A 20,930-nucleotide genomic window follows, 5' to 3' on the forward strand; every position below is an offset into this window, starting at 1 on the left:
CATGCCTGACGGTATGACGAGCGCGCCCGGCCCTATGGCTCGTGCCTGTCATATGGAATCCGACGGATGCGTTGCGCCACAGGGCGGAATTCTGTTGCGTTTCGTCTCCGAGGTCGCCTAGACTAAAGCCATGTCTTACAAACTAGTACTGCTCCGTCACGGACAGAGCGCATGGAATAAAACCAATCAGTTCACCGGCTGGGTCGACGTCCCGCTGACCGAGCAGGGTGTCGAGGAAGCCAAGAACGGCGGCCGTCTGCTCAAGGAGAAGAACGTCCTTCCCGACATCGTCTTCACCTCGATGCTGCGTCGCGCCATCAACACCGCCAACGTCGCGCTGGATGAGGCCGATCGCCTGTGGATCCCCGTCAAGCGCAACTGGCGTCTCAACGAGCGTCATTACGGCGCTCTGCAGGGCAAGAACAAGACCGAGATCCGCGAGGAGTACGGCGACGAGAAGTTCATGCTGTGGCGCCGCTCCTACGCGACCCCGCCGCCGGAGATCGACCCGAACGACCAGTACTCCCAGAACGGCGATCCGCGCTACGCGGGCGATCCGGTTCCGGAGACCGAGTGCCTGGCCGACGTGGTCGAGCGCGTGAAGCCGTACTTCGAGTCCGACATCATCCCGGAGCTCAAGGCCGGCAAGACCGTGCTGATCGCCGCCCACGGCAACAGCCTGCGCGCCATCGTGAAGATGCTTGACGACCTCACCGAAGAGGAGATCGCCAAGGTCAACATCCCGACCGCGATGCCGCTGCTGTACGAGCTGGACGAGAACTTCAAGCCGATCAAGCCGCGTGGCGAGTATCTGGATCCGGAGGCCGCCGCCGCCGGTGCCGCCGCCGTCGCCGCCCAGGGCCAGAAGTGATCTGAAGCCAACAACGCATAAGAGGGCGCTCCCGATTGGGAGCGCCCTCTTCGTATGTCGTCAGCCATACGGCACATTCCGACATCAGACGTCAAAAGAGCTCGTGAAACACTATGCGCGATGGTGTTTCACGAGCCCTGCTGTGACACCCCCGTCGGAATGTGCCGTAAGCGGTCGGTGAGATCAGTCGATGTCGGTGCCTTCGTCGCGGGTCGGCTCCTTGCTCGGATCGAAACCGGAGACGATGAACACCACGCGACGCGCGGCGGAGACGGCATGGTCGCCGAGACGCTCCATGAAACGGCCGAGCAGGATCACGTCGATCACCTGCTGTCGGGACATCGGCGTGTTCTCATCCGAAGCCAGCGCGAAGGTCTGGCGATGCAGCACGTCGAGCTGGTCGTCGTCCATAATGACCTGCTCGGCGGTTTTGGTGTCGCGGTCGGAAAGCATGGTCACCATACGGTCCGCGGTGACGTTCAGGAAGTCCTGCATCTGGGCGAACAGGTCCTGCGCCTCGGCGGGCAGCGGGGAAGCCGGATAGGTGCGTCGCGCGGCCTCGGCCAGATGGCGGGCCAGATCGCCCATACGCTCGAAGGTGGCGGCCAGACGCAGCGTGGAGACCACCACGCGCAGATCGGTGGCGACGGGATTCTGCTTGGCGAGCAGCTTCACGCACTGGTCGATCACGCTGGATTCCAACGCGTCGATTTCGATGTCGCCGTCGATGACGGCCTGCGCGGCCTCGACGTCCTGCTTGAGCAGCGCTTCGCCGGCGCCGTTGATCGCGCTGCGCACACGCTGCGCCATGCGATCGAGGTCGTCCGCGACCTGCTTCATCTCCTCGTTGAAAATAACGCGCATTTCTTTTGTGCCTTTCCTGCTGTGAAAAATATGCAACCTGTACCAGTGTATTAGCCGTTTGCCCCACACGGCAATCCGAAAAGCAAAAGCCACCGCAAGTTATCGCAATATTCACCGGGAAGTTCACCCGTCATTCACGTTGGCCGTCGCGTGTCGGCATCATGCGCGTCCGTGCGCGCATACGGGGGCGCGAAGTGTGGGAGAATGGAGGCCATGCCCGATCAGTCGCTTTCGTCCATCGTGATCTTCGCCGTGTTCGCGTTGTTCGCGTTGGCTGTGTTCGCCATCGTTGCGCTGAAACTATGGGAGCTTGTCGGCCCGCTGGTGGATCGCACGCTTCAAGGCGCTTCCGTCGCGGAATACGCCAGTCAACGCATGCGCCGGTTCAAGGCGCAGCGTCGGCCGGATGACGAGGACAATCTGGAGGATCTTCCCGATGATACGGCGACGCTGCTGTCCATGCTGACGGTGGCCTCGATTGTGGTCGACGCGCAGGACGAGGTGGTGCGTTCCAGTCCGGACGCCTACCGCTTGGGAGTGGTGCAGGACGACGCCATCGCCATCGACGAGGTGATGCGCGCCGTCCATGAGGTTCGGGCCGCCGGCGGGCGACGCATGTTCGACCTGACCACCAGCACGCCGGAACGGTTCATCAGCATGCCCAGCGAGGCCGCCGCCTCCACGGGCGTGGTGGAGACCGCTTCGGTGCGCCGGCCGAATTGGCTGAAGGTCACGGTTGGACGCATCAACGAACGTTTCGTGGTGGTTCTGATCGACGATGTGAGCGATGCGGTGCGGTTCGGACAGGTGCGCGACTCCTTCATCACCAATGTGTCCGAACAGTTGCTGGGGCCCACCGAGGCGCTGGTGGTGTTGGCCGACAATCTGGAGCGTGGGGGAGCGGATGAGGAGCGGATCGCGCGGGATGCCCGACAGGTGCGCGACTCATGCGAGAAACTCAACCATATGGTCGCCGATCTGCTGCTGCTGATCAAAGCGCAGGAGCCTGTCACCCCGTCGTCGGCGAACCGTCTCGATCTGCTCGAACAGGTCCGCCACGTGGCCGATCAGCTTCGTCCGCAAGCCGTCGCGGCGGGTGTGGGTCTGCATGTCGATGGGGACGAGGGCGTGATAGTCAACGGCGAGGTCGATCAGATTCGCACCGCCATCACCAAGCTGGTGGAGAACGCCATCGGCTATTCGCCCCAGGGCAAGTCGGTGTCCGTGGCGGTTTCACGCGCCAAAACCGGCGACCATGCGATGGTGCGGGTGCTCGACCAGGGGCGCGGCATCGCCAAGGAGGACCAGTCGCGCGTGTTCGAGCGGTTCTATCGCGGCACCGAGCAGACCAGTCGTACGGAAAACGGCGTGGGTCTGGGCTTGGCGATCGTCAAACATGTGGCGCTCACCCATCACGGCGATGTGGCGGTGTGGAGCGTTCCCGGCAGCGGCAGCACATTCACCCTCAGCCTGCCCCTGGCCCGGTAGCCGCCCGGCCGGTCCGCCGGAAGACCCACGTCCCTCTTCATACAGCTCGACGGCGCGCCTCCTCAACCCGACACGTAGACGGCATTTCCATCTATAAAAGAGCCTCCCCATGTTCTTGCGTCCAAGGGGAGGCGGTTCGCATGCGGCCCAGGCCGCTTATCAACCCGTCCGAGAACTGGGAAGCGGTTCACGGGTGGAACGCGGGCTTTGGCGTATATGCCGACGGCTGCCGGTGTTCCGATCGCCGTCGCCGGCCGCCGTCGGCGAGTCCGACCGTCGTCTACTTGCCCAGACGGCGGTAATCCCAACGGTCGAAGAACTCCCACACCAGCAGAAGGATGCCGATCACCACGCCCGCCTCGCACACGTAGACGAGGTCGTGCGTGTCGATGCCGAGCGTGCGCAGCAGCAGGCAGATCAGCAGCGCCAGTATCCACAGTCCGGTGCCGATGCCGAAGGCCTTGCGCAGATCCACGCGCACGGGCTTGGGCGCGGGCTTGCGCGCCGCCGGGTCGATGATGGGGGCGAATTTCATGCGGACAGCTTATCTCGCAGGGGCAGACGAGTCAGACGGTCAGACGAGTCGCTCGACGATGTAGTCGACGCAATGAGTCAGCGCGATCACATCCGCGGGCTCCACGGACGGGAACACGCCGACGCGCAGCTGGTTGCGGCCCAGTTTGCGGTATCCGGAGGTGTCCACGATGCCGTTGTCGCGCAGCAGCCCCACCACCTGATTCGCATTGACGGTATCGTCGAGGTCGATGGTCACCACGGCGTTGGAACGCGCCGCGGGATCGGCGACGAACGGACGCGCGTACTCGCTGCGTTCCGCCCACGAATACAGCAGGGAGGCCGACTTCGCGCAACGGGTGGCGGACCAGTCCAATCCGCCGTTGCCGTTCATCCAACGGATCTGGTTCTCCATCATCACCAGCGTGGCCACGGCCGGCGTGTTCAAGGTCTGGTCCTTGCGGGAGTTCTCCAACGCCTGGGTGAGCGAAAGGAAAGGCGGCACCCAGCGGCGGGAGCCCTCCAGTTTGGCGCTTTGCTCCACATAGGCCGCACGCTCGACGGCGGCGGGGGAGAGCAGCGCCACCCACAGGCCGCCGTCGGAACCGAACGCTTTCTGCGGGGAGAAATAGTAGACGTCGAATTCGTTCGCGTCGACGCGCAGGGCGCCCGCGGCGCTGGTGCCGTCGATCACGGTGATCGCGCCCTGCTCGCGGCTGCCGGGTACGTGGAGAACGGGGGCCGCCACGCCGGTGGAGGTTTCGTTATGCGCCCAGCAGTAGGTGTCCGCCTCGTCGGTGAGTTCGGGCAGACGGTAGGTGCCGGGCTCGCCCGCGTAGACGGCCGGCTTCTCCAGGAACGGTGCCAGAGCCGCGGATTTGGCGAATTTCGAGCTGAACGAGCCGTAGGTGCCGAACGCGGCCTTGCGGGTGATCAGCGAAGCGCAGGCCACCTCCCAGAACGCGCTGGCACCGCCGTTGCCCAACGCGATCTCATAGCCGTCGGGCAGCTGGAAGAACTCCTGCAATCCCTCGCGAATGGAGGCGACGACGCGCTTCACCGGCGCTTGACGATGCGAGGTGCCCAGCAGCGTGGTGGCGCCGTCGTTGAGCGCCGCCACCTGATCGGGACGGATTTTGCTGGGGCCCGCGCCGAAGCGGCCGTCCTCGGGAAGCATGGATTGGGGGATGTTCACTGTGATAGGCATACGAACAAGGGTAATCATCGCGTCGGAAGAATGCGGAGGATGCTCGATAGGCGGAAGGAAAACGAGATTCCGCCATGTCTGGGGCGATCGGCGCGACGGTCGGCGCGGGCCGATCCGATGATGACGCACCGTCCGCGGCGGAGGCGTCGCGATGAGTGGGACGGCCGCCGGGACGGCTCTTTCCGCATCGTCGTGGATAACCGTGTGGCGGCCGGAAAGCCGCGGTATGGCGGGCCTTGCGGTATGGTGGACGGGCCCTGCGAAATAGACAAATGACAAACGGTCGTTGTACAGTACCCAATTGAGAGAGTTTGGTGACGCCCTGCTGTGCGCATCCCGAACCCAAATCCCAAGGAGTGATTGACCTATGAAGCATGCCGCGCATAAAGCAACTGCAGGTTCCCGCCAGCAGTTCAGCTTCGCAAAGGCACTGTTCTCTTCCGGCAAGGGATTCCATTGCGTGCGTAGGGTGCGCGCCGCGCAGGCCGCCAACGGCGGCGTGGTGCTGGGGCTTGATCCCGCCGTGGCGGAGAAGCTCAACGAGGTCGCTCCGTTGACCCGTCGTTCCATCCGTGAGGCGGCCCGCGCCGCCGAACGCCGCAACATCATGCTGTCCTCCGCCTCTCTGGCGGCTCTCGTGGGCACCGCGGCGACCGCGATGGCATTCGCCAACCCGGACGAGACCAACACCCTGCTGGCCGACGCTTCGACCACCACCACGCAGATGAATCGCATCACCAGCGCCTCGTCCACCGTCTCCCGCTCCGAAGCCCGTGAATCGCTGTCCTCCGACACCGCCGCCACCCAGCAGACCTCGAATGAGGGCGACTGGCAGCTAGGCGACATGTCCTCCCTCGACACCAGTCTGATGTCCCGCTCCCAGGCGAACAATCCGGTCGTCGCAGCGTTGATGGACGGGGACTACGGCCTGCTGCCCGACGGTTTCGACCCGAACCATGCGGTCGGCACGGAAAGCAACCAGTACCCGTGGGGCCAGTGCACCTGGTATGTCTACCAGCGCCGCGCCGAGCTCGGCCTTCCCACCAGCGGCACCTTCGGCGATGCCCGCAGCTGGGGAGTCTCCGCCTCCTCGCTGGGCTATTGGGTCGACAACACCGCCCGCCACACCGGCGACGTCGTGGTGTTCTCCCCGGGGCAGGAAAACGCCGATTCCTACTATGGCCATGTGGCCGTGGTGGAGAAGGTGAACGCGGACGGTTCCATCGAGATCAGCGAATCGAACGCCAACGGCCTGGGAGTGGTTTCCACCCGCACCTTCACCGCCGAACAGGCGGCGCAGTTCACCTACATCCACTACTGATTCGCCTTCGGTCCGCCGTGAGACCCCGGTCGCGACACGCCGGGCAAAACAGGAGCGATTGGCTGTTCCGACATCCTGACGCCGGATATTTGCGCGGCGCGTCATGCTAGAGTGACGGTTCTATGAAGTCTTCTGCGATTTCCTCATCCATCGCCGCGTGCGCCGCGGCCGCCTGCCTCTTCGCCTACGTGCCGACGGCCACCGCCTCGGACGATACCGTCACCTCCACCCGTTCCTTCCCCTCCATCACCACGGTGCGCAAGGACCTGACGGTGGAAAGCACATCCACGCAGGTCGATGAGGACGCCGATTGGGGCTCCATCGAATCCCTTGACGTGCCGCAGACCCAGTCCCAGGCCGAGAAGGACGCCGAAGCCCAGGCCCAGGCCGAGGAAGAGGCCGAGGCCGCCGCCCAAGCCGCCGAACAGGCGCAGGCCGCCAGCCGCAACAGCTCCCGCGAATCGCTGTCCTCATCGTCGTGGACCGACGCCGGCAGCAGCAGCTCGTCAGGTGCCGCTGCCGCGGTCGACCGCGCGTATTCGCTGATCGGCGCGAGTATGGACTGCACCGCTCTGGTGACCGCCGCCCTCGCCGCGCGCGGCATCAGCTTCCAAGGCTGGCCCGAGGACTACCTCAATGTGCCCGGAGGCTATGTGGTCACCGACGGCAGCCTGCAGGCCGGCGACATTCTCATCTACGCCGACACCGGCGGTTGGAACGGTGGCGCCCATTACGATCATGTGGCGCTGTATGTGGGCAACGGGCAGGCCATTCACGGCGGCTGGAACGGTTCCACCGTGGCGTTGGCCAGCGCGATGACCAACAAATTGACCGCCGTCGTCCGCATTCCGTAGACCTCGGCGTGTCGCCAGTGACGACATACTGTTTCGCTTCCGACGCGTGGGCCGTGTATTCCTTCGGTGGTAGGGTCGTGCCCTGATGAAGAGTAAACAAGTAGCAGCGATATGCGCCGCCGTTGCGATGTGCGGCGTCTCTTTCGCCTTCGTGGCTCCCAGCGCGACGGCCGACGATTCGGAAACCGTCACTTCCGCCCGTTCGTTCCCGAAGGCCACCGCGGTGAAGAAGAATCTCTACGCCGAAGCGGTTTCCACCACTGTGGAAGAGGACTCCGATTGGGGTTCCATCGAATCCCTCGACGTGCCGCAGACCCAGTCCCAGGCTGAGAAGGACGCCGAAGCCCAGGCCCAGGCCGAGGAAGAGGCCGCCGCCCAAGCGCAGGCCGCCGACCGTTCCCAACAGCGTGAGTCTCTGACCACCACCACGGTCGCGACGCCGTCCGTGCCCGCCAGCGCCGACGCCTCCGCGCTGGCCTCCTATGCCTCGCAGTTCGCCGGCTATCCGTATGTGTACGGCGGCAACACGCCCTCCGGCTGGGATTGCTCCGGCTTCACGCAGTACGTGTTCGCCCAGTTCGGCAAGGATATCGGCCGCACCACATACGCCCAGGTCAACGCCGGCACCCATGTGTCCGATCCGCAGCCCGGCGACCTGATGATCTCCACCGATCTGTCCCATGCCGGCATCTATCTCGGCAACGGCCTGATGATCCACGCGATGAACGCCTCGATGGGCACCGGAATCTCCTCGGTCGCTTCGGTGACTCCGAGCAGCTACTATTACATCCGAGTGCTGTAATTCCACGCTGGTACCCGCGGATTCGCGCCATATTCGTCGACGAGCGCCTTCGAAAGAGGGCGCTCGTTATTTTTTCAGCGCAATATGCGTTTTTTCTCCACGAATCGGCGGTATTGTTGTTGTCTAAGGGGACGGCATTCTCGCCGTCGATAATTGAAGGAGGTCGTCATGATCAACGACAAGGCCATTCTCGTCGGTGTTGACGGGTCGCATGCCAGTTATAAGGCCACGTGGTGGGCCGCGAACTACGCCAAGCATGCCGGGCTGACGCTGCAGATCGTGTGCGCGTATTCGCTGCCGAGCTATGCAGCGGTGTCGTTCGATGCCACATATACCGCCATGGGGGACGATAACGCCGCGCATTCCGACGCGCAGGAGATTCTTTCGAAGGCCAAGGCCATCGCCGACGAACAGGGCGTCGAAGCCGCCACATTGATCGTCACCGGCGATCCCGCCTCCGTGTTCGTGGAGCTGAGCCGCAACTACAACCTCATCGTGATCGGTAACCGAGGCAAGGGCGGCCTGGCCGAGCGTCTGCTGGGCACCACCTCGTCGTCGCTGCCCGCCTACGCGTACTGCCCGATCGTGGTCGTGCCCTACACCGACGACGACGGCAATCTGATGCACCTGAACAACACCATCACCAAGGTGGCGGTGGGCTCCGACGAATCCAAGTGGGGCCTGAAGGCGCTTGAGATCGCCGCGGACTTCGCCGACGTGTGGGGCGCCGAGCTCGACGTGCTCTCCGCCGTGCCGAACCTGAAAGGCGTCGAAGGCGAGGAAGGCGTGATGGACTCCTATATGGAGGATCTGTCCGTGCGCTTGAAGCCGCTGCAGGAGAGCCATCCCAATCTGACCATCAACAAGCAGATCGTGTCCGGTCCGGCCGTGAACGCGCTGACCAAGGCCAGCTACGACCATGACGTGGTCGTCGTCGGCTCGCGTGGACGCGGCGGCTTCACCGGCCTGCTGCTCGGCTCCACCAGCCAGGGACTGCTGCAGCATGCGGTCGGCCCGGTGTATGTGGTGCCGCGCAAGTACGTCGAGGCCGCGGAATCCCGTCTCGACACCGTGCCGAGCTCGCCCGCCGAGGTTCCGACGATGGCCCTGGAGGACATCTCCGGCGTCGAGGAGGTGCCGGTGGCCAAGGCCGATGCGGCGACGGTCGTCGAAATCGAGACCACCATCGATCCCGAACGTCAGGGCTGAGTCTGTACGATACGCATACGAAAGGGGCTTTCCGAACTGTGTGGTTCGGAAAGCCCCTTTCTCGTATGTCCTCACCTGTCATCCTGAGCGGAGCGTGGCGAGGCGCAAGGATCTGCGGCCCACCGGCCCACCGGTCATGAGATGCCTCGATTTCGCTCGGCATGACGATGGTCACGTCGAGCGGGATGCGGGGCGCATCCCGCTAGCGGCGAACCGTCACATCCATGCGCACGGGGGTCTCCTGCACATAGGTGTGCTTCACGGTGCAGCCCTTGTCCACATGGCGGGTGATGCGTTCGGCCAGCTTGGCGGCGTCCTCGTCGCTCAGATCGGCGTCGGTGGCGTCGACCACCAGCTGTTCGTTGAAGTTGATGTAGGCGTCATGGTCGGCGTCGTAGGTGCCGTCCACGACGATTTTCGCGCCCTTGCCCTCGCCCAGCGTGTGTTCGATGGCGAACTGGCTGGACAGCGCCGCGCAGCCGGCCAGCGCGATCTTCATCAGATCGCCCGGCGTGAACTGGCCGCGGTCCTTGCCGAATTTGATATGCGCGCCGTCGTCGCTGAACGCGTCCCAGCTGCCGTCCTTATTGCGCTCGACCCACAGTCGCTTGCCCATAATGCCTCCTTGATGTGTTGGCGTGTGTGGCGCGTATGGACGCGCCGCTTCTCCAATCTAACCGCATCCTCGCGAAGAATCGTCGGCATTCCGCCCTGCGGTGAGACGGGTGTTCGCTTGGGACCCCGCGGATCCTCCTGATTCCGCCGCGTTCGGGTTTCGAAAGGCTGCGGGCTGCGGGACTGCGGGATGGCGGCACTCGCGGGTCTGCTCTAGACTGGAGCGCATGGCTTTGACACAAGAACAGCTCGACGACGTCCGCTCCCGCATCCCCGCGCGGCCCGACACCGATATTCCGATGCCCTATGAGGATCTGGTGCGCAGGATCCTGACCGAAGGCACGCTCAAATCCGACCGCACCGGCACCGGCACCATCTCGCTGTTCGGCCAGCAGATGCGCTTCGACCTGTCCGAATCCTTCCCCCTGCTCACCACCAAAACCGTGTTCTTCAAAGGACTGGCCTACGAGCTGCTGTGGTTCCTCAAAGGCTCCACGAACATCCAATACCTGACCGACCACAACGTGCACATCTGGGACGAGTGGGCGGACGAGAACGGCGACCTCGGCCCCGTCTACGGCGCGCAGTGGCGCTCCTGGCCCGCACCCACGCCCGAGGATCCAAACCGCACCATCGACCAGATCGCCAACGTGGTCGACCTGGTCAAGCACAACCCCGACTCGCGCCGCATGGTCGTCTCCGCATGGAATCCGGCCGAAGTGGAGCATATGGCCCTGCCGCCATGCCACGCGCTGTTCCAGTTCTACGTGGCCGACGGACGCCTGAGCTGCCAGCTGTACCAGCGCTCGTGCGACATGTTCCTCGGCGTGCCGTTCAACATCGCCTCCTACTCGCTGCTTACGCTGATGCTCGCGCAGCAGGCCGGATTGGAGCCGGGGGAGTTCGTGTGGACCGGCGGCGACTGCCATGTGTATGACAACCACATCGAGCAGGTGCTCGAACAGCTGGGGCGTGAGCCGTACCCGTATCCGCGCATCGCCATCCGCAAGGCCGACTCCCTGTTCGACTACGACTATGAGGATTTCGAAATCGTCGACTACCGGCACCACCCCACCATCAAGGCGCCGGTGGCGGTCTGATCGGCCTCCCCGAGAGGTCTGCGCCGCCTAATAGACTGAAACGCATTGCAAACACGCCCAAGGAGTGAATGAAATGGAGCATGACAGTAGCCGCAGTGGCTATCACGAACCCGAGCCCGGATCCGCCGGGCTTGACGAAACCGAGGACTGGGGCGACGACTTCCCCAAAACCTTCTCGGTGAACCTCATCTGGGCCGAGGCCCGCGACAAGGATGATTGCGCCGGCGCAATCGGCTTTTCAGGCGGCATGCCTTGGCATCTGGCCGAGGACATGAAGCATTTCAAGGAACTGACCGTATCCCATCCGGTGATTATGGGACGGCGCACATGGGAATCGCTGGGGGTCAAGTACCGCCCGCTGCCCAACCGCGACAACATCGTGGTCTCCCACGATCCGCAATATCACGCGCCCGGAGCGACGGTCGTTCCCAGCCTCGAGGACGCGCTGGATCTGGCGCGTCAGGAGGCCATTCCGGACGACGGGCTCGACCGCAGCGAGATCTGGGTCATCGGCGGCGCGCAGCTGTTCGCCGAGGCCTTGCCGTTCGCCGACAAGGCGTATGTCACGGAAATCCGCGCCCAGGTCGAGGCCGACACCTACGCGCCCGACGTGGCCGCGCTGGTCGGGGACGGCGCGTGGCATGTGGTCGAGGAATCGCTGTGGCTGGAACCGAAGAACCCTGAGAACGGCATCAGCGGATACAAATTCGCCATCTTCGCGAAGAACCGCTGACATCCATCGCAACGCTCCCCGTCGTCTCGTCTGCGACAAGGGGAGCGTCTCGCATCGAGCAACGAAACGAGAGGCTTGACCAACCATGAGCGAAACCAGTCCCTACACCGTGATGACCGTATGCACCGGCAATATCTGCCGTTCCCCTATGGGTGAGATCATCCTGCGTCATTTCTTCGACGAGCGCGGCCTATCCGACCGCGTGGTCGTGGAGTCGAGCGGCGTGAGCGACGAGGAGTGGAGCCATCCGATCGACTCGCGCGCCGTGCGTGTGCTGCGTGAGCGCGGCTACGGCGACGAGATTCCGCGCGACCATTTCGCGCACCGCATCACCGCCGAGGAGATCGAACGCACCGACCTGTTCCTGCCGATGACCGCCTCGCATATGCGTTCGCTGCTGCGCCAGCTGCCCGCCGACAAGCGCGACGGCGTGCATATGTACCGCAGCTTCGATCCGAACCTGCCCACCCCCAAGCCGGGGCATGAGGACTCCATCGACCTGGTGGATCCTTGGTATGGCGGCATGCGCGAGTTCGAGGTGGCCATCGACCAGATTGAGGCCGTCGCGCCCCATATCGTCGATTGGGTCGCCGAACAGCTGGGGGAGTGACGCGGGCCTCTCTTCGGTGCTTCCACGACGTTGTGTGATATCGCCCGTCGTCGTCCGAAAGACTGGACAGCGCCGCCGGCATGTTCCTGACTCTTTGGGAATGAGGATATGCTGGTGCTCAAGAGGGAAGACGATGTTCGGGAACGGGAGGCGGCGTGGTCACTATCAGGGATGTCGCAAAGGCGGCGGGAGTCTCCAAATCCACGGTCTCCTATGTGCTTAACAACGATCCGCGGATTACGGCGACAACCGAGGCGAAGGTCCGCCGGGCGATCGAGGAGTTGGGGTATTCCGTCAATCATGCGGCCCGTTCGTTGTCCTCCTCTAGAACGTGGACCATCGGCATCTCTGTGGCTCCCGATGCCGGCGGTTATTATTCGGCCGCTGCCGGCGTGCATATGTACGCTCTGGCAAGGCATGCCTCCGACCGTGGTTATGAAGCCCTGTTCGTGGATGCCGCCGGGGGAGCGCGGTCTATCCGCGAGGCGGTGGCGTCCAAGAGGGTCGACGGTGTCGTTGTCATGGACGTGTCCGATGACGACCCGCGCATCGATATGGTACTCGAATTGGGAGTTCCTGCGGTGGTGTTCGGCAGCCCCGACGATTGTCTCGGACTGGACGTGGTGGATTCCGATTACGAACGTGAGGCCGTGGATGCTGTGAGGTATCTGCACGAGCTGGGGAGGCACGATGTGGTGTTGTTCTCCAAGCCCGAACAGTTGGTCCGACAGCGTATGGGATATGTGACACGGTTCAATGATGCGTTCGTGCGTGAAGCGCGCAGGCTGGGCATGAGAGTGCATGTGGAGGCGCCGGAGCAGGTGGATTCCGACCCGTTGTCCGTCGTTGAACGCGCGATGCGCACTTATGGCGACGTCAACGGGGTGGCATTGTTCAATGAGCCTGTCGTTATGGCCGCGCCGCGGCTGTTCTCAACGTCGGGTTGTGGCATGTGTGATGAACGTGGTGTGATCGCTGTGGCTCCACGTTGGATATGTCTATCGATGTCACTGCCGTTCGCCACAATCCAGACCGATGTGGATCGCTTGTCCGGTGAGGTTATTGATACCTTGGTGTCTCGCATCGAGGATCCTGGTCGGGAGCCGGTGCGCAGGCTGGTGGCGTTTCCGGTGATCGAGCCTCGCTGAGCTGAGCGGCCTGTCATGTCGACGGGCGTCTTCCAAGATGCCCGGCTTTGAGATCCCTCAATTTGCTTAAATGAATGAACTAATATACAATGGACTTTATTGGACCGGTCCAATAAAGTAATTGGAACGTTTGGCGATGGTGTCAACGTCTTGAGGCGACTCAATAAGTCGATCCGATACCAGCACGGTGAGGTGCATTGAGGAAAGGAAGTCATCATGACAGGAAAAGCCAGTAAAGCGTGTGCGCTGCTCTCCGCGACGGCGTTGCTGACATTGGCCGCTTGTGGTTCGGGAACAAACGAGACGCAAGGGACCATCGACACCCAGGCCGATAAGGGTTTGGCGGTGCTTGGGGACAACGTCACCTATGATCCGAACCATCTGGTCAACGAAGGAAAACCCATCACCGTGCAGTACTACACGTGGATGCCGGATACGGATGGCGCGCTTGATGCTTTCGACGCATACACTGAGATTCATCCGAATGTGACCTTCGACATCGTCAATGTGGCGTGGGCCGACTACTTCACCAAACTACCTATGTTGCTTAAGGGTAAGAATGGTCCAGCCGTGTTTGCCATCCATAACTCCTATGACGAGGTGCTCAGCCCCTATCTGGCCACCTACGATATCGACGTCGACGATCTGAAAGCGGACTACGTGGGTGTGGAGGCGCATGTGTCCGACGGCAGCGTGCGTTACATCGACGCCGCCATCAATACCGGCAACATCTACTACAACACGACGCTGTGGGCCGAGGCTGGACTGACTGAGGACGATATCCCGACCACTTGGGACGAGTTCCGTCAGGTCGCCATCAAACTGACCAAGCGTGATGGTGAGACGCTCACCCAATGCGGGTTTAACATGAACGGCGATGCGGGTTACAGTTCGATGTTCGAGGGGCTGAACTACCAGAAGGGTGAGCTGCTGTTCTCATCAGATGGAACGGAGGCCAACTTCGATAATGACACCACCAAAGAGAACCTTGAATGGCTGCATGATCTGTACGCCGAGGACCAGGTATGTTCGACGGACTTCGGCACTGACGGCGACAAGAGCTTCGGCAACGGGCAAAGCGCCATGGTGTACCGATGGGGTTACTACGAGGGTGATCTGGCGACCAAGTATCCGGATATCGAATACGGCATTTTCCCGACGCCAACTCCAAGCGACGAGGTTCCGTTCGCCTATGACCGTTACAACGGCGAGTCAACCATCGGTATCAACGCGAACGCCAGTGCTGAACAGCAAGAGGTCGCCCAAGATCTTGTGCGGTTCATGCTTGCCGACGACACGTATGTGAAGTCGGTGTCCAAGAATATGAACTCTTTCCCGGCGAAGATCTCTTTGAATGATGACGAGGAACTGTCCCAGATGACGATCTTCAGTCTGGTCAAACCGCGCGTCGACCGTCTGATTTGGCCTGGGCCGATGCCCTCCACCATCGAGAACACAGCGAAAACGGTATTCCAGAATGTGTTCAACAACGGTATGTCCGTGGATGATGCAGTGACGGGTGGTCAGAAGACCATGCAGAGCGATCTGAAGAAATCCAACTTCGAATCCGTCGAGTCGCAGTACGCGTACATCGACGAACTGAAATGACGAGCCTTGGCGCCTCCTCTGGGATGGGCGTCCGCCGATGCGGACATTCCATCCTAAGGAGCGCCGATGATTCCAAGGAATGAACCATGACAATGAAATCACGGTTGGGAAGAATCCTGAGCTTCAAAAACATTGCGGTATTCTTCTTCGTAGCCAATTTCCTGGTGTTCCTGGCTTATCCGATCGCTAAAGCCTTCGCGGGAAGCCTGCATTACTGGAACCCCATGACCGGTGCCTATGACTGGGTCGGTCTGGAGAATTTCGTATCCATCCTCACGGACCCGTTGTTCTGGCAATCCATGTGGAACACGTTCTACTTCTCTTTCTTCGCGGTGGTCTTCCGCATCGCGCTCGGACTTGGCATCGCCGTGATGCTGTGGTCCCAGTTGGCCAAATGTAAAACGGCGTTCCGTACGTTGTTCTATATGCCCACGATCACTCCGTTGGTCGCCGTCTCATTGGTGTGGGTGTGGATGTACGATCCGCAGTTCGGTCTGATTGACAAGCTGTTTGGCGTGCATATCAACTGGCTTAATGATCCGCAGTGGGCTTTGCCTGCGATCATCATCATGACGGTATGGAAGGATTTCGGCTACGCCACCGTACTGTATCTCGCCGCGCTGATGAATGTTCCCGTCGATGTGCTCGAGGCGTCCCAAATTGATGGGGCGAACGGATGGCAGCGGTTCTGGCACATCATCATGCCGCTGATACGGCCCACAACGATGTTTGTGTTCATCACCTCACTGATCACCTATTTCCAAGCCTATGTGCAGATCCTGATGATGACCGAGGGCGGCCCGGGCAACAAGACCTATACCATCAGCTATCTGATCTATGACAGGGCATTCGTCAACTACGACTTCGGCACCGCGTCGGCCATGTCCGTCGTACTGTTCGTCATCACCGGTGTGTTGTCGTTCGTCAGTCTGCGATTGTCGTCGAGAAAGGACTAGGCCATGAAAAAAACGCTGGCCATAGTGGTGTTCAACGCCATCCTGTTGTTGTTCGCCGTCGTTACCATCGTGCCGTTCGTGTGGATGTTCATCTCATCTTTCGCGACCAACGCCGATATCGTGTCGATAAGCGACAGTCTGTTCCCCAAACCTTCCACGCTGGATAACTATGCGAACATTCAGTCGACCTTCAACTTCATGGGCTTCTTCGGTAACTCGCTGTTCATCTGTGTGGTGAAGACGGCCATCGTGCTCTACACCAGTGCGGTCGGTGGGTATATCTTCTCCAAACTGAAGTATCGCGGTCGTGGCTTTCTGTTCGGCATGATTCTGAGCTCCATGATGATTCCTTGGGCGGTAACCATCATTCCCCAGTACGACATGATGGTGAATTTCGGTCTGCTCGATTCCTATTGGGCGTTGATCCTGCCGGCGATGGTCAATGGATTCGGAGTGTTCATGCTCAAGCAGGCCATGGATGACATCCCTGACGAGATTATCGAGGCCGCCCGGGTGGATGGCGCGAGCGATTTCCGTATCTTTCATCGCATTATGCTGCCGCTGAGCCGTAACGCTCTGTCCGCCATCGGCATCTTCGTGTTCCTGTGGAACTGGGAGGACTATCTGTGGCCTTTCCTCATGATCAATGATCAGGACAAGCAACTGCTTGCGGTCGGACTCAAACTGTTCAGCGGACAGTACGGCACCGATTACGGCGGACTGTTCGCGGCGACTTCCATCGCCATCATTCCAGTGCTCATCGTATATCTTCTCTTCCAAAAGCAGTTCATCTCAGGGCTTGCGGCCGGAAGTGGAAAATGACACAACACCACGTAAAGGACATATCAATGACCAATCAGACATATTCCGGTTTCTCCATCCAAGGCTCGACGCTGATTTGGACCGGCGACGGCGAATATCTGCGCATCGAGGCGTGGGGAAGCAATAGCGTGCGGGTGCGGTCGCACCTGATGCGTCCCCATCTCGAATCGGACTGGGCGTTGCTGCCTGCTCCGTCCATCGAGAATGGTCCGACTGTTGATATTTCGGGAGGTGTGGCCACTTTGCATAACGGGGCTATCACCGTGGAGGCCACCGAGACCAATGAACCCGAGGAAGGACGTTGCGCATGTCGACTGCGCTTCCTTGACGCGGATGGTCGAATGATGTTCGAAGAGATTGGACGCGGCGGCTCGCTGCTGCTCAAAGCTCGTGATTTCACCAGCCTCGCCGGAGGAAGATACGCCGTTGAGGTGGCCTTCGACACCGACCCGAACGAGCATCTGCATGGCATGGGCGAATACCAGCAAGCGCTTACCGATCTCAAAGGCCATGCCTTCGAGTTGTCGCATCGCAACTCCCAAGCGTCGGTTCCCTTCGTCGTATCGTCACGCGGGTACGGATTCCTGTGGAATAATCCGGCTGTTGGCCGGGCGACCTTCGGTTTGGATAGAACGACATGGCGCGCGGACGCGACGGATGGAATCGACTATTGGGTGACCGCGGGCGCGACTCCTGCACAGATCGAACGTCAATACGCCGATGCCACAGGCCATGCGCCCGTCATGCCTGAGTGGGGTCTGGGTTTCTGGCAATGCAAGCTGAGATATTGGAACCAGGATCAGGTGCTGGAGGTGGCGCGAGGCTTCAAGGAACGAGGCATTCCTCTCGATTTGATCGTCATCGACTTCTTCCATTGGCCGCATATGGGTGATTTCCGCTTCGAGAAGGAGTTCTGGCCCGATCCGGCCGATATGTGCCGCCAGCTGCACGATATGGGCATCAAAGTGATGGTGTCCGTATGGCCTCAGGTAAGTCTCGACTCCGAGAACTATTTCGATATGAAGCAGCGCAACCTGCTCGTCAAGGCGCGACATGGAGTGGACGTGGGCATGATGTTTGTGGAGCCTTGCCAGTTCTACGATGCGACGAATCCGGAGGCGCGGAGCTACGTGTGGAACAAATGCCGCGCCAACTACGCCGATCTCGGCATCGACGCATTCTGGCTGGACGAGGCGGAACCCGAATGGAGCACCTACTCCTACGAAAACTATACGTACCATGCTGGGGAGGTGGAAACGGTCGGTAATCTGTATCCTGTCGATTACAATCGAGGGTTCTATGAAGGGCAGCTTGCCCTGGGCAGTGAGGGCGACATTGTGAACCTCACGCGGTGTGCATGGGCCGGGGCACAGCGGTATGGCGCGCTGGTGTGGTCCGGTGACGTGGGATCGACCTTCGACGACCTGAAGACGCAGATCACCTGCGCGATCCATATGGGCATGGCCGGTATTCCCTGGTTCACCACCGATATGGGAGGCTTCCATAACGGGGTGATCGACTCAGATGAATTTCGGGAACTGCTGATTCGTTGGTGTCAATTCTCCACGTTCCTGCCGGTGATGCGCAACCATGGCGACCGTAGCTTGCATGACGTGAAAGGCAAGGAGACGATCATCGCTGCGGATGGGTCATCTCGGCTGCAATCCGGTGCGGATAATGAGCCGTGGAGTTATGGGGACGAAGTCGAGGGGATTCTGACCAAATACATTCGCGTGCGTGAGATGTTGCGGCCGTATCTGCGTGAGCTGTTCCGCCAGGCCCATGAGGAAGGACAGCCGCTGGTGCGTGGTTTGTTCTATGAATTCCCTGACGACGAGATGGCTCAGTCGGTCGGTGACGAATACATGTTCGGTTCCGATCTGCTCGTCGCGCCGGTCGTCGAAGCAGGGGCGACTTCGCGCGAGGTGTATTTGCCGGGTGGTGAACAGGTCGACTGGGTGGAGCTGCATACCGGGACCCGTTGGTGTGGCGGTCGTGTTGTGACGGCCGATGCGCCTTTGGACGTCGTTCCAGTGTTCGCTCGTGATGGTCGAGATTGCGGTTTGGCCGGAATGGTCTGATTGTTACCCGGCGACCGGTTTGACGTTGTTGGCTATTCGCACGGTGGATGACGGCGGTGTCGTCATCCACCGTATCTGGACTGGCGTGTGAATAGGTCTTCGACTTGATGATATCAGGCTTTCTGCGATGAAATCATCGCCGCCGTGCCGCATGCGTCGCTCAAGCGGCGTTTCCTCGGACATCTGGGCGTGCTGTTCGCCGTGCTGTCGTTTGAGTGCGGATGCTTGTTGCTGTCGGGGCTTATTTGTGGGTGCGTCGACTCGACGTTGCCAATGCTGGTCGTTTCTCTAGGCACCATTATTCAATACGCGATATTCATCACGCTGGCGATTGCTCTGGCGCGGCAGCTCACTCGCCATGTTTTCGATATGTTCGGGCGGGAGCGTTGGTCCCGTCGCAAAATCGCCACATGGGTCGGCTATGGGGTGGGTCTGGGGATAGGCGGTTGTATTGCCGTGTCTCTTCGTGAACCGGTGATTCACGTGCATGTGTTGGTCGGTGTGAGCATTTTTGTGGTCGTCACAGTCATCGCGCTGGCTATCGATTTTCTGGAGGATTGATTCTTCCGAGCAGGTTCCGCAACTGTCCATCGTGCGGTCCATGGTGTGGTGGTGCCCATGGTGCTGTTGGCGATAGGCCAAAATGTGTGTCTGAGATAGCCCGTGGTGTGTTGTGTCTGTTGGGTTCCGGGGTGTTCGAATGTGACTGGCGCCGTTTTGAGGTCGGCCAGAATGTGTGTCCGGAAACGCGTTTGGGGTTGTCTCGGTTGGTGTGCGCGGGGTTCGAAAGTGGTTCTCTGGATGGCAGAGGATTCCATTGTGCCCGGTGTGCGGCTCTCGGACGAAGAGGCACGGTGGGAGCCCGGCGGGAAGGACCCGCTGACGGTGCAAGGATCCGGCATGCGGCCCTTCATCGACCAGTCCGTACGACCGCCGCGCCTTGTGCCTGATACGGCGGATCAAGGAATCCGCTGGTGGCGCCACCAACGCATCGAACGTCCGCGCGGCGTGGTGTGGCTCGTCGCCAGCGCGGTCGCGGACGAATGGGCCGAGGCGCTTTATATGCGCGCGTGGACGCGAAATCCGCGGGATGCGTGGGGGGGGGGCGAAGTCCGCAGGGCGCGTGGGAGACGTTCGGCATCCCCAACCGGTACGGTACCGGCGTCGACCGGAACGAATTCCACATCCGCACCCGATACCCGACGCCATCGAATGACAGGAACCACCAGACACACAAGTTGGCCTATAGCCCACGGTCACGCCACCCACTCGGGCGGTTTCAACATCGTTCGGGCGGTCATGCCTCCATTCGGGCGGTTTCAATACCGTTCGGGCGGTTGGCGTTTATGCGGATTCCTTGCTGTCTATTAGCAGCAAAAGTCAAAAACGTTGAAATTCCGCCATTCTTGATTTCAATGAATGATTCGGCAGCGAGGAATCCCCAATCCGGTAACCGCCCGAACGGTATTGAAACCGCCCGAGAGTCAAATCAACCGCCCGAGAGATGATTGGAACCGCCCGAACGGTATTGGAACCGCCCGAACGGTATTGGAACTTAGACGCCCGATACCTCGACGCCACCGAATAGCGGGAACCACCAGACACATTTTGGCCTATAACTCCAATTTGGCCTATAACCGCTACCGCACCATGCGGGGGAGGGAAAACAAAAAACCCCGCATTTCTGCGAGGTTTGGTGGTGGCTCCGAGCGGGATCGATCCGCTGACCTAACGATTTTCAGTCGTTCGCTCTACCAACTGAGCTACAGAGCCGTGAACAGTTAAAAAAACCCGGCGAACCGGGTTCCTACTATCCAAGCGACCCCGACCGGACTTGAACCGGCGACCTCCGCCGTGACAGGGCGGCGCTCTAACCAACTGAGCTACGGGGCCTTGGTGTTGTTCTCTCGTTTCCGTGAGGCAACGAGTAGATATATTACCGATAATCAAGCTTCATGCAAACCCCGGCGTGTCGCAAAGGTCTCAGGCAATGAAAAAGGCTTCCGAATCACTCCGGAAGCCTTGTGGAATCAGGGTTTGCCGATCAGGTCGAGGGCAGTGACGGGGTGTAGCCGTCGAGCATGTTGCAGTTCCTCGTAGGTCATGCCGTACTCGCCGTTTTCGAAGT

Annotated in this window: 20 protein-coding genes, 2 tRNA genes and 1 pseudogene; 16 read left to right on the plus strand and 7 right to left on the minus strand. The window is 60.9% G+C overall.

Annotated elements, in window-relative coordinates:
- Window positions 1-130 precede the first annotated feature (130 nt).
- Window positions 131-871 carry a phosphoglyceromutase gene (locus BL8807_RS06710; protein WP_072724996.1) on the plus strand — a complete coding sequence of 247 codons (741 nt, stop codon included), beginning with the start codon at window positions 131-133 and terminating at the stop codon, window positions 869-871.
- A gap of 183 nt (window positions 872-1,054) precedes the next feature.
- Here BL8807_RS06710 and phoU read toward each other — a convergent pair whose 3' ends face one another.
- The gene (phoU, locus tag BL8807_RS06715) at window positions 1,055-1,735 is read right to left on the minus strand and encodes a phosphate signaling complex protein PhoU (RefSeq protein WP_072724998.1); all 681 of its coding nucleotides are present in this window, start codon (window positions 1,733-1,735) and stop codon (window positions 1,055-1,057) included.
- A 375-nt stretch (window positions 1,736-2,110) separates the two neighbouring features.
- On the opposite strand from phoU, the gene BL8807_RS06720 reads away from it, so the two are divergent.
- On the plus strand, window positions 2,111-3,223 hold the full coding sequence (locus tag BL8807_RS06720; RefSeq protein ID WP_226847520.1) for a sensor histidine kinase: 1,113 nt from the start codon (window positions 2,111-2,113) through the stop codon (window positions 3,221-3,223).
- Between the two features lie 280 nt (window positions 3,224-3,503).
- On the opposite strand, the gene BL8807_RS06725 is transcribed toward BL8807_RS06720, so the two are convergent.
- Together BL8807_RS06725 and serC are read right to left on the minus strand one after the other, a co-directional pair.
- Window positions 3,504-3,758: a DUF2530 domain-containing protein gene (locus BL8807_RS06725; protein WP_072725000.1), complete on the minus strand. Its 255-nt coding sequence runs from the start codon at window positions 3,756-3,758 to the stop codon at window positions 3,504-3,506.
- Between the two features lie 39 nt (window positions 3,759-3,797).
- The gene (serC, locus tag BL8807_RS06730) at window positions 3,798-4,943 is read right to left on the minus strand and encodes a phosphoserine transaminase (RefSeq protein ID WP_072725001.1); all 1,146 of its coding nucleotides are present in this window, start codon (window positions 4,941-4,943) and stop codon (window positions 3,798-3,800) included.
- Window positions 4,944-5,310: 367 nt separating this feature from the next.
- Between serC and BL8807_RS06735 the strand changes: the two genes are divergently transcribed.
- The 4 genes from BL8807_RS06735 (at window position 5,311) to BL8807_RS06750 (ending at window position 9,129) form a co-directional block, all read left to right on the plus strand.
- Window positions 5,311-6,264: a CHAP domain-containing protein gene (locus BL8807_RS06735; protein WP_072725002.1), complete on the plus strand. Its 954-nt coding sequence runs from the start codon at window positions 5,311-5,313 to the stop codon at window positions 6,262-6,264.
- Window positions 6,265-6,386: 122 nt separating this feature from the next.
- A complete protein-coding gene (locus tag BL8807_RS06740; protein WP_072725003.1) occupies window positions 6,387-7,118 on the plus strand; it encodes an NlpC/P60 family protein in 732 nt (243 codons plus the stop codon).
- Between the two features lie 85 nt (window positions 7,119-7,203).
- The gene (locus BL8807_RS06745; protein WP_072725005.1) at window positions 7,204-7,920 is read left to right on the plus strand and encodes a C40 family peptidase; all 717 of its coding nucleotides are present in this window, start codon (window positions 7,204-7,206) and stop codon (window positions 7,918-7,920) included.
- Between the two features lie 168 nt (window positions 7,921-8,088).
- The gene (locus BL8807_RS06750; protein ID WP_072725007.1) at window positions 8,089-9,129 is read left to right on the plus strand and encodes a universal stress protein; all 1,041 of its coding nucleotides are present in this window, start codon (window positions 8,089-8,091) and stop codon (window positions 9,127-9,129) included.
- 202 nt (window positions 9,130-9,331) lie between these two features.
- Here the strand turns inward: BL8807_RS06750 and BL8807_RS06755 are convergent, their stop codons facing one another.
- The gene (locus tag BL8807_RS06755; RefSeq protein WP_072725009.1) at window positions 9,332-9,745 is read right to left on the minus strand and encodes an OsmC family protein; all 414 of its coding nucleotides are present in this window, start codon (window positions 9,743-9,745) and stop codon (window positions 9,332-9,334) included.
- Window positions 9,746-10,043: 298 nt separating this feature from the next.
- Here BL8807_RS06755 and BL8807_RS06760 point away from each other — a divergent pair, with 298 nt between their 5' ends.
- The 7 genes from BL8807_RS06760 (at window position 10,044) to BL8807_RS06790 (ending at window position 16,721) form a co-directional block, all read left to right on the plus strand.
- A complete protein-coding gene (locus BL8807_RS06760) occupies window positions 10,044-10,844 on the plus strand; it encodes a thymidylate synthase (RefSeq protein ID WP_193057510.1) in 801 nt (266 codons plus the stop codon).
- Between the two features lie 73 nt (window positions 10,845-10,917).
- Entirely contained in the window at window positions 10,918-11,577 is a 660-nt protein-coding gene (locus BL8807_RS06765; protein ID WP_072725013.1) for a dihydrofolate reductase, read from the plus strand.
- A gap of 85 nt (window positions 11,578-11,662) precedes the next feature.
- The gene (locus BL8807_RS06770) at window positions 11,663-12,187 is read left to right on the plus strand and encodes a low molecular weight protein-tyrosine-phosphatase (RefSeq protein WP_072725015.1); all 525 of its coding nucleotides are present in this window, start codon (window positions 11,663-11,665) and stop codon (window positions 12,185-12,187) included.
- Window positions 12,188-12,342: 155 nt separating this feature from the next.
- Window positions 12,343-13,335: a LacI family DNA-binding transcriptional regulator gene (locus BL8807_RS06775; RefSeq protein ID WP_072725017.1), complete on the plus strand. Its 993-nt coding sequence runs from the start codon at window positions 12,343-12,345 to the stop codon at window positions 13,333-13,335.
- Window positions 13,336-13,551: 216 nt separating this feature from the next.
- Window positions 13,552-14,943, plus strand: coding sequence for an extracellular solute-binding protein (locus tag BL8807_RS06780; protein ID WP_072725019.1), 1,392 nt, complete (start codon window positions 13,552-13,554; stop codon window positions 14,941-14,943).
- An 86-nt stretch (window positions 14,944-15,029) separates the two neighbouring features.
- The gene (locus tag BL8807_RS06785; RefSeq protein WP_370737545.1) at window positions 15,030-15,899 is read left to right on the plus strand and encodes a carbohydrate ABC transporter permease; all 870 of its coding nucleotides are present in this window, start codon (window positions 15,030-15,032) and stop codon (window positions 15,897-15,899) included.
- Between the two features lie 3 nt (window positions 15,900-15,902).
- Entirely contained in the window at window positions 15,903-16,721 is an 819-nt protein-coding gene (locus tag BL8807_RS06790; RefSeq protein WP_072725022.1) for a carbohydrate ABC transporter permease, read from the plus strand.
- Between the two features lie 23 nt (window positions 16,722-16,744).
- Here BL8807_RS06790 and BL8807_RS12255 read toward each other — a convergent pair whose 3' ends face one another.
- Window positions 16,745-17,251 carry a hypothetical protein gene (locus BL8807_RS12255; RefSeq protein ID WP_226847289.1) on the minus strand — a complete coding sequence of 169 codons (507 nt, stop codon included), beginning with the start codon at window positions 17,249-17,251 and terminating at the stop codon, window positions 16,745-16,747.
- On the opposite strand from BL8807_RS12255, the gene BL8807_RS06795 reads away from it, so the two are divergent.
- The 3 genes and pseudogenes from BL8807_RS06795 to BL8807_RS12205 form a co-directional block, all read left to right on the plus strand.
- Window positions 17,192-18,802, plus strand: a complete 1,611-nt coding sequence (locus tag BL8807_RS06795; RefSeq protein ID WP_226847291.1) for a glycoside hydrolase family 31 protein — start codon at window positions 17,192-17,194, stop codon at window positions 18,800-18,802. The two genes, BL8807_RS12255 and BL8807_RS06795, sit on opposite strands and share 60 nt — an antisense overlap.
- Window positions 18,803-18,946: 144 nt before the next feature.
- Entirely contained in the window at window positions 18,947-19,363 is a 417-nt protein-coding gene (locus tag BL8807_RS06800; RefSeq protein ID WP_072725025.1) for a hypothetical protein, read from the plus strand.
- A 373-nt stretch (window positions 19,364-19,736) separates the two neighbouring features.
- A pseudogene (locus tag BL8807_RS12205) lies at window positions 19,737-20,019 on the plus strand (hypothetical protein); the annotation flags it as partial.
- A gap of 480 nt (window positions 20,020-20,499) precedes the next feature.
- Here BL8807_RS12205 and BL8807_RS06805 read toward each other — a convergent pair.
- Together BL8807_RS06805 and BL8807_RS06810 are read right to left on the minus strand one after the other, a co-directional pair.
- Window positions 20,500-20,575, minus strand: a tRNA-Phe gene (locus tag BL8807_RS06805).
- A 46-nt stretch (window positions 20,576-20,621) separates the two neighbouring features.
- Window positions 20,622-20,695: transfer RNA gene (locus tag BL8807_RS06810), tRNA-Asp, on the minus strand.
- Window positions 20,696-20,930 lie beyond the last annotated feature (235 nt).

The organism is Bifidobacterium lemurum (genome assembly GCF_014898175.1).
Lineage (GTDB): Bacteria > Actinomycetota > Actinomycetes > Actinomycetales > Bifidobacteriaceae > Bifidobacterium > Bifidobacterium lemurum.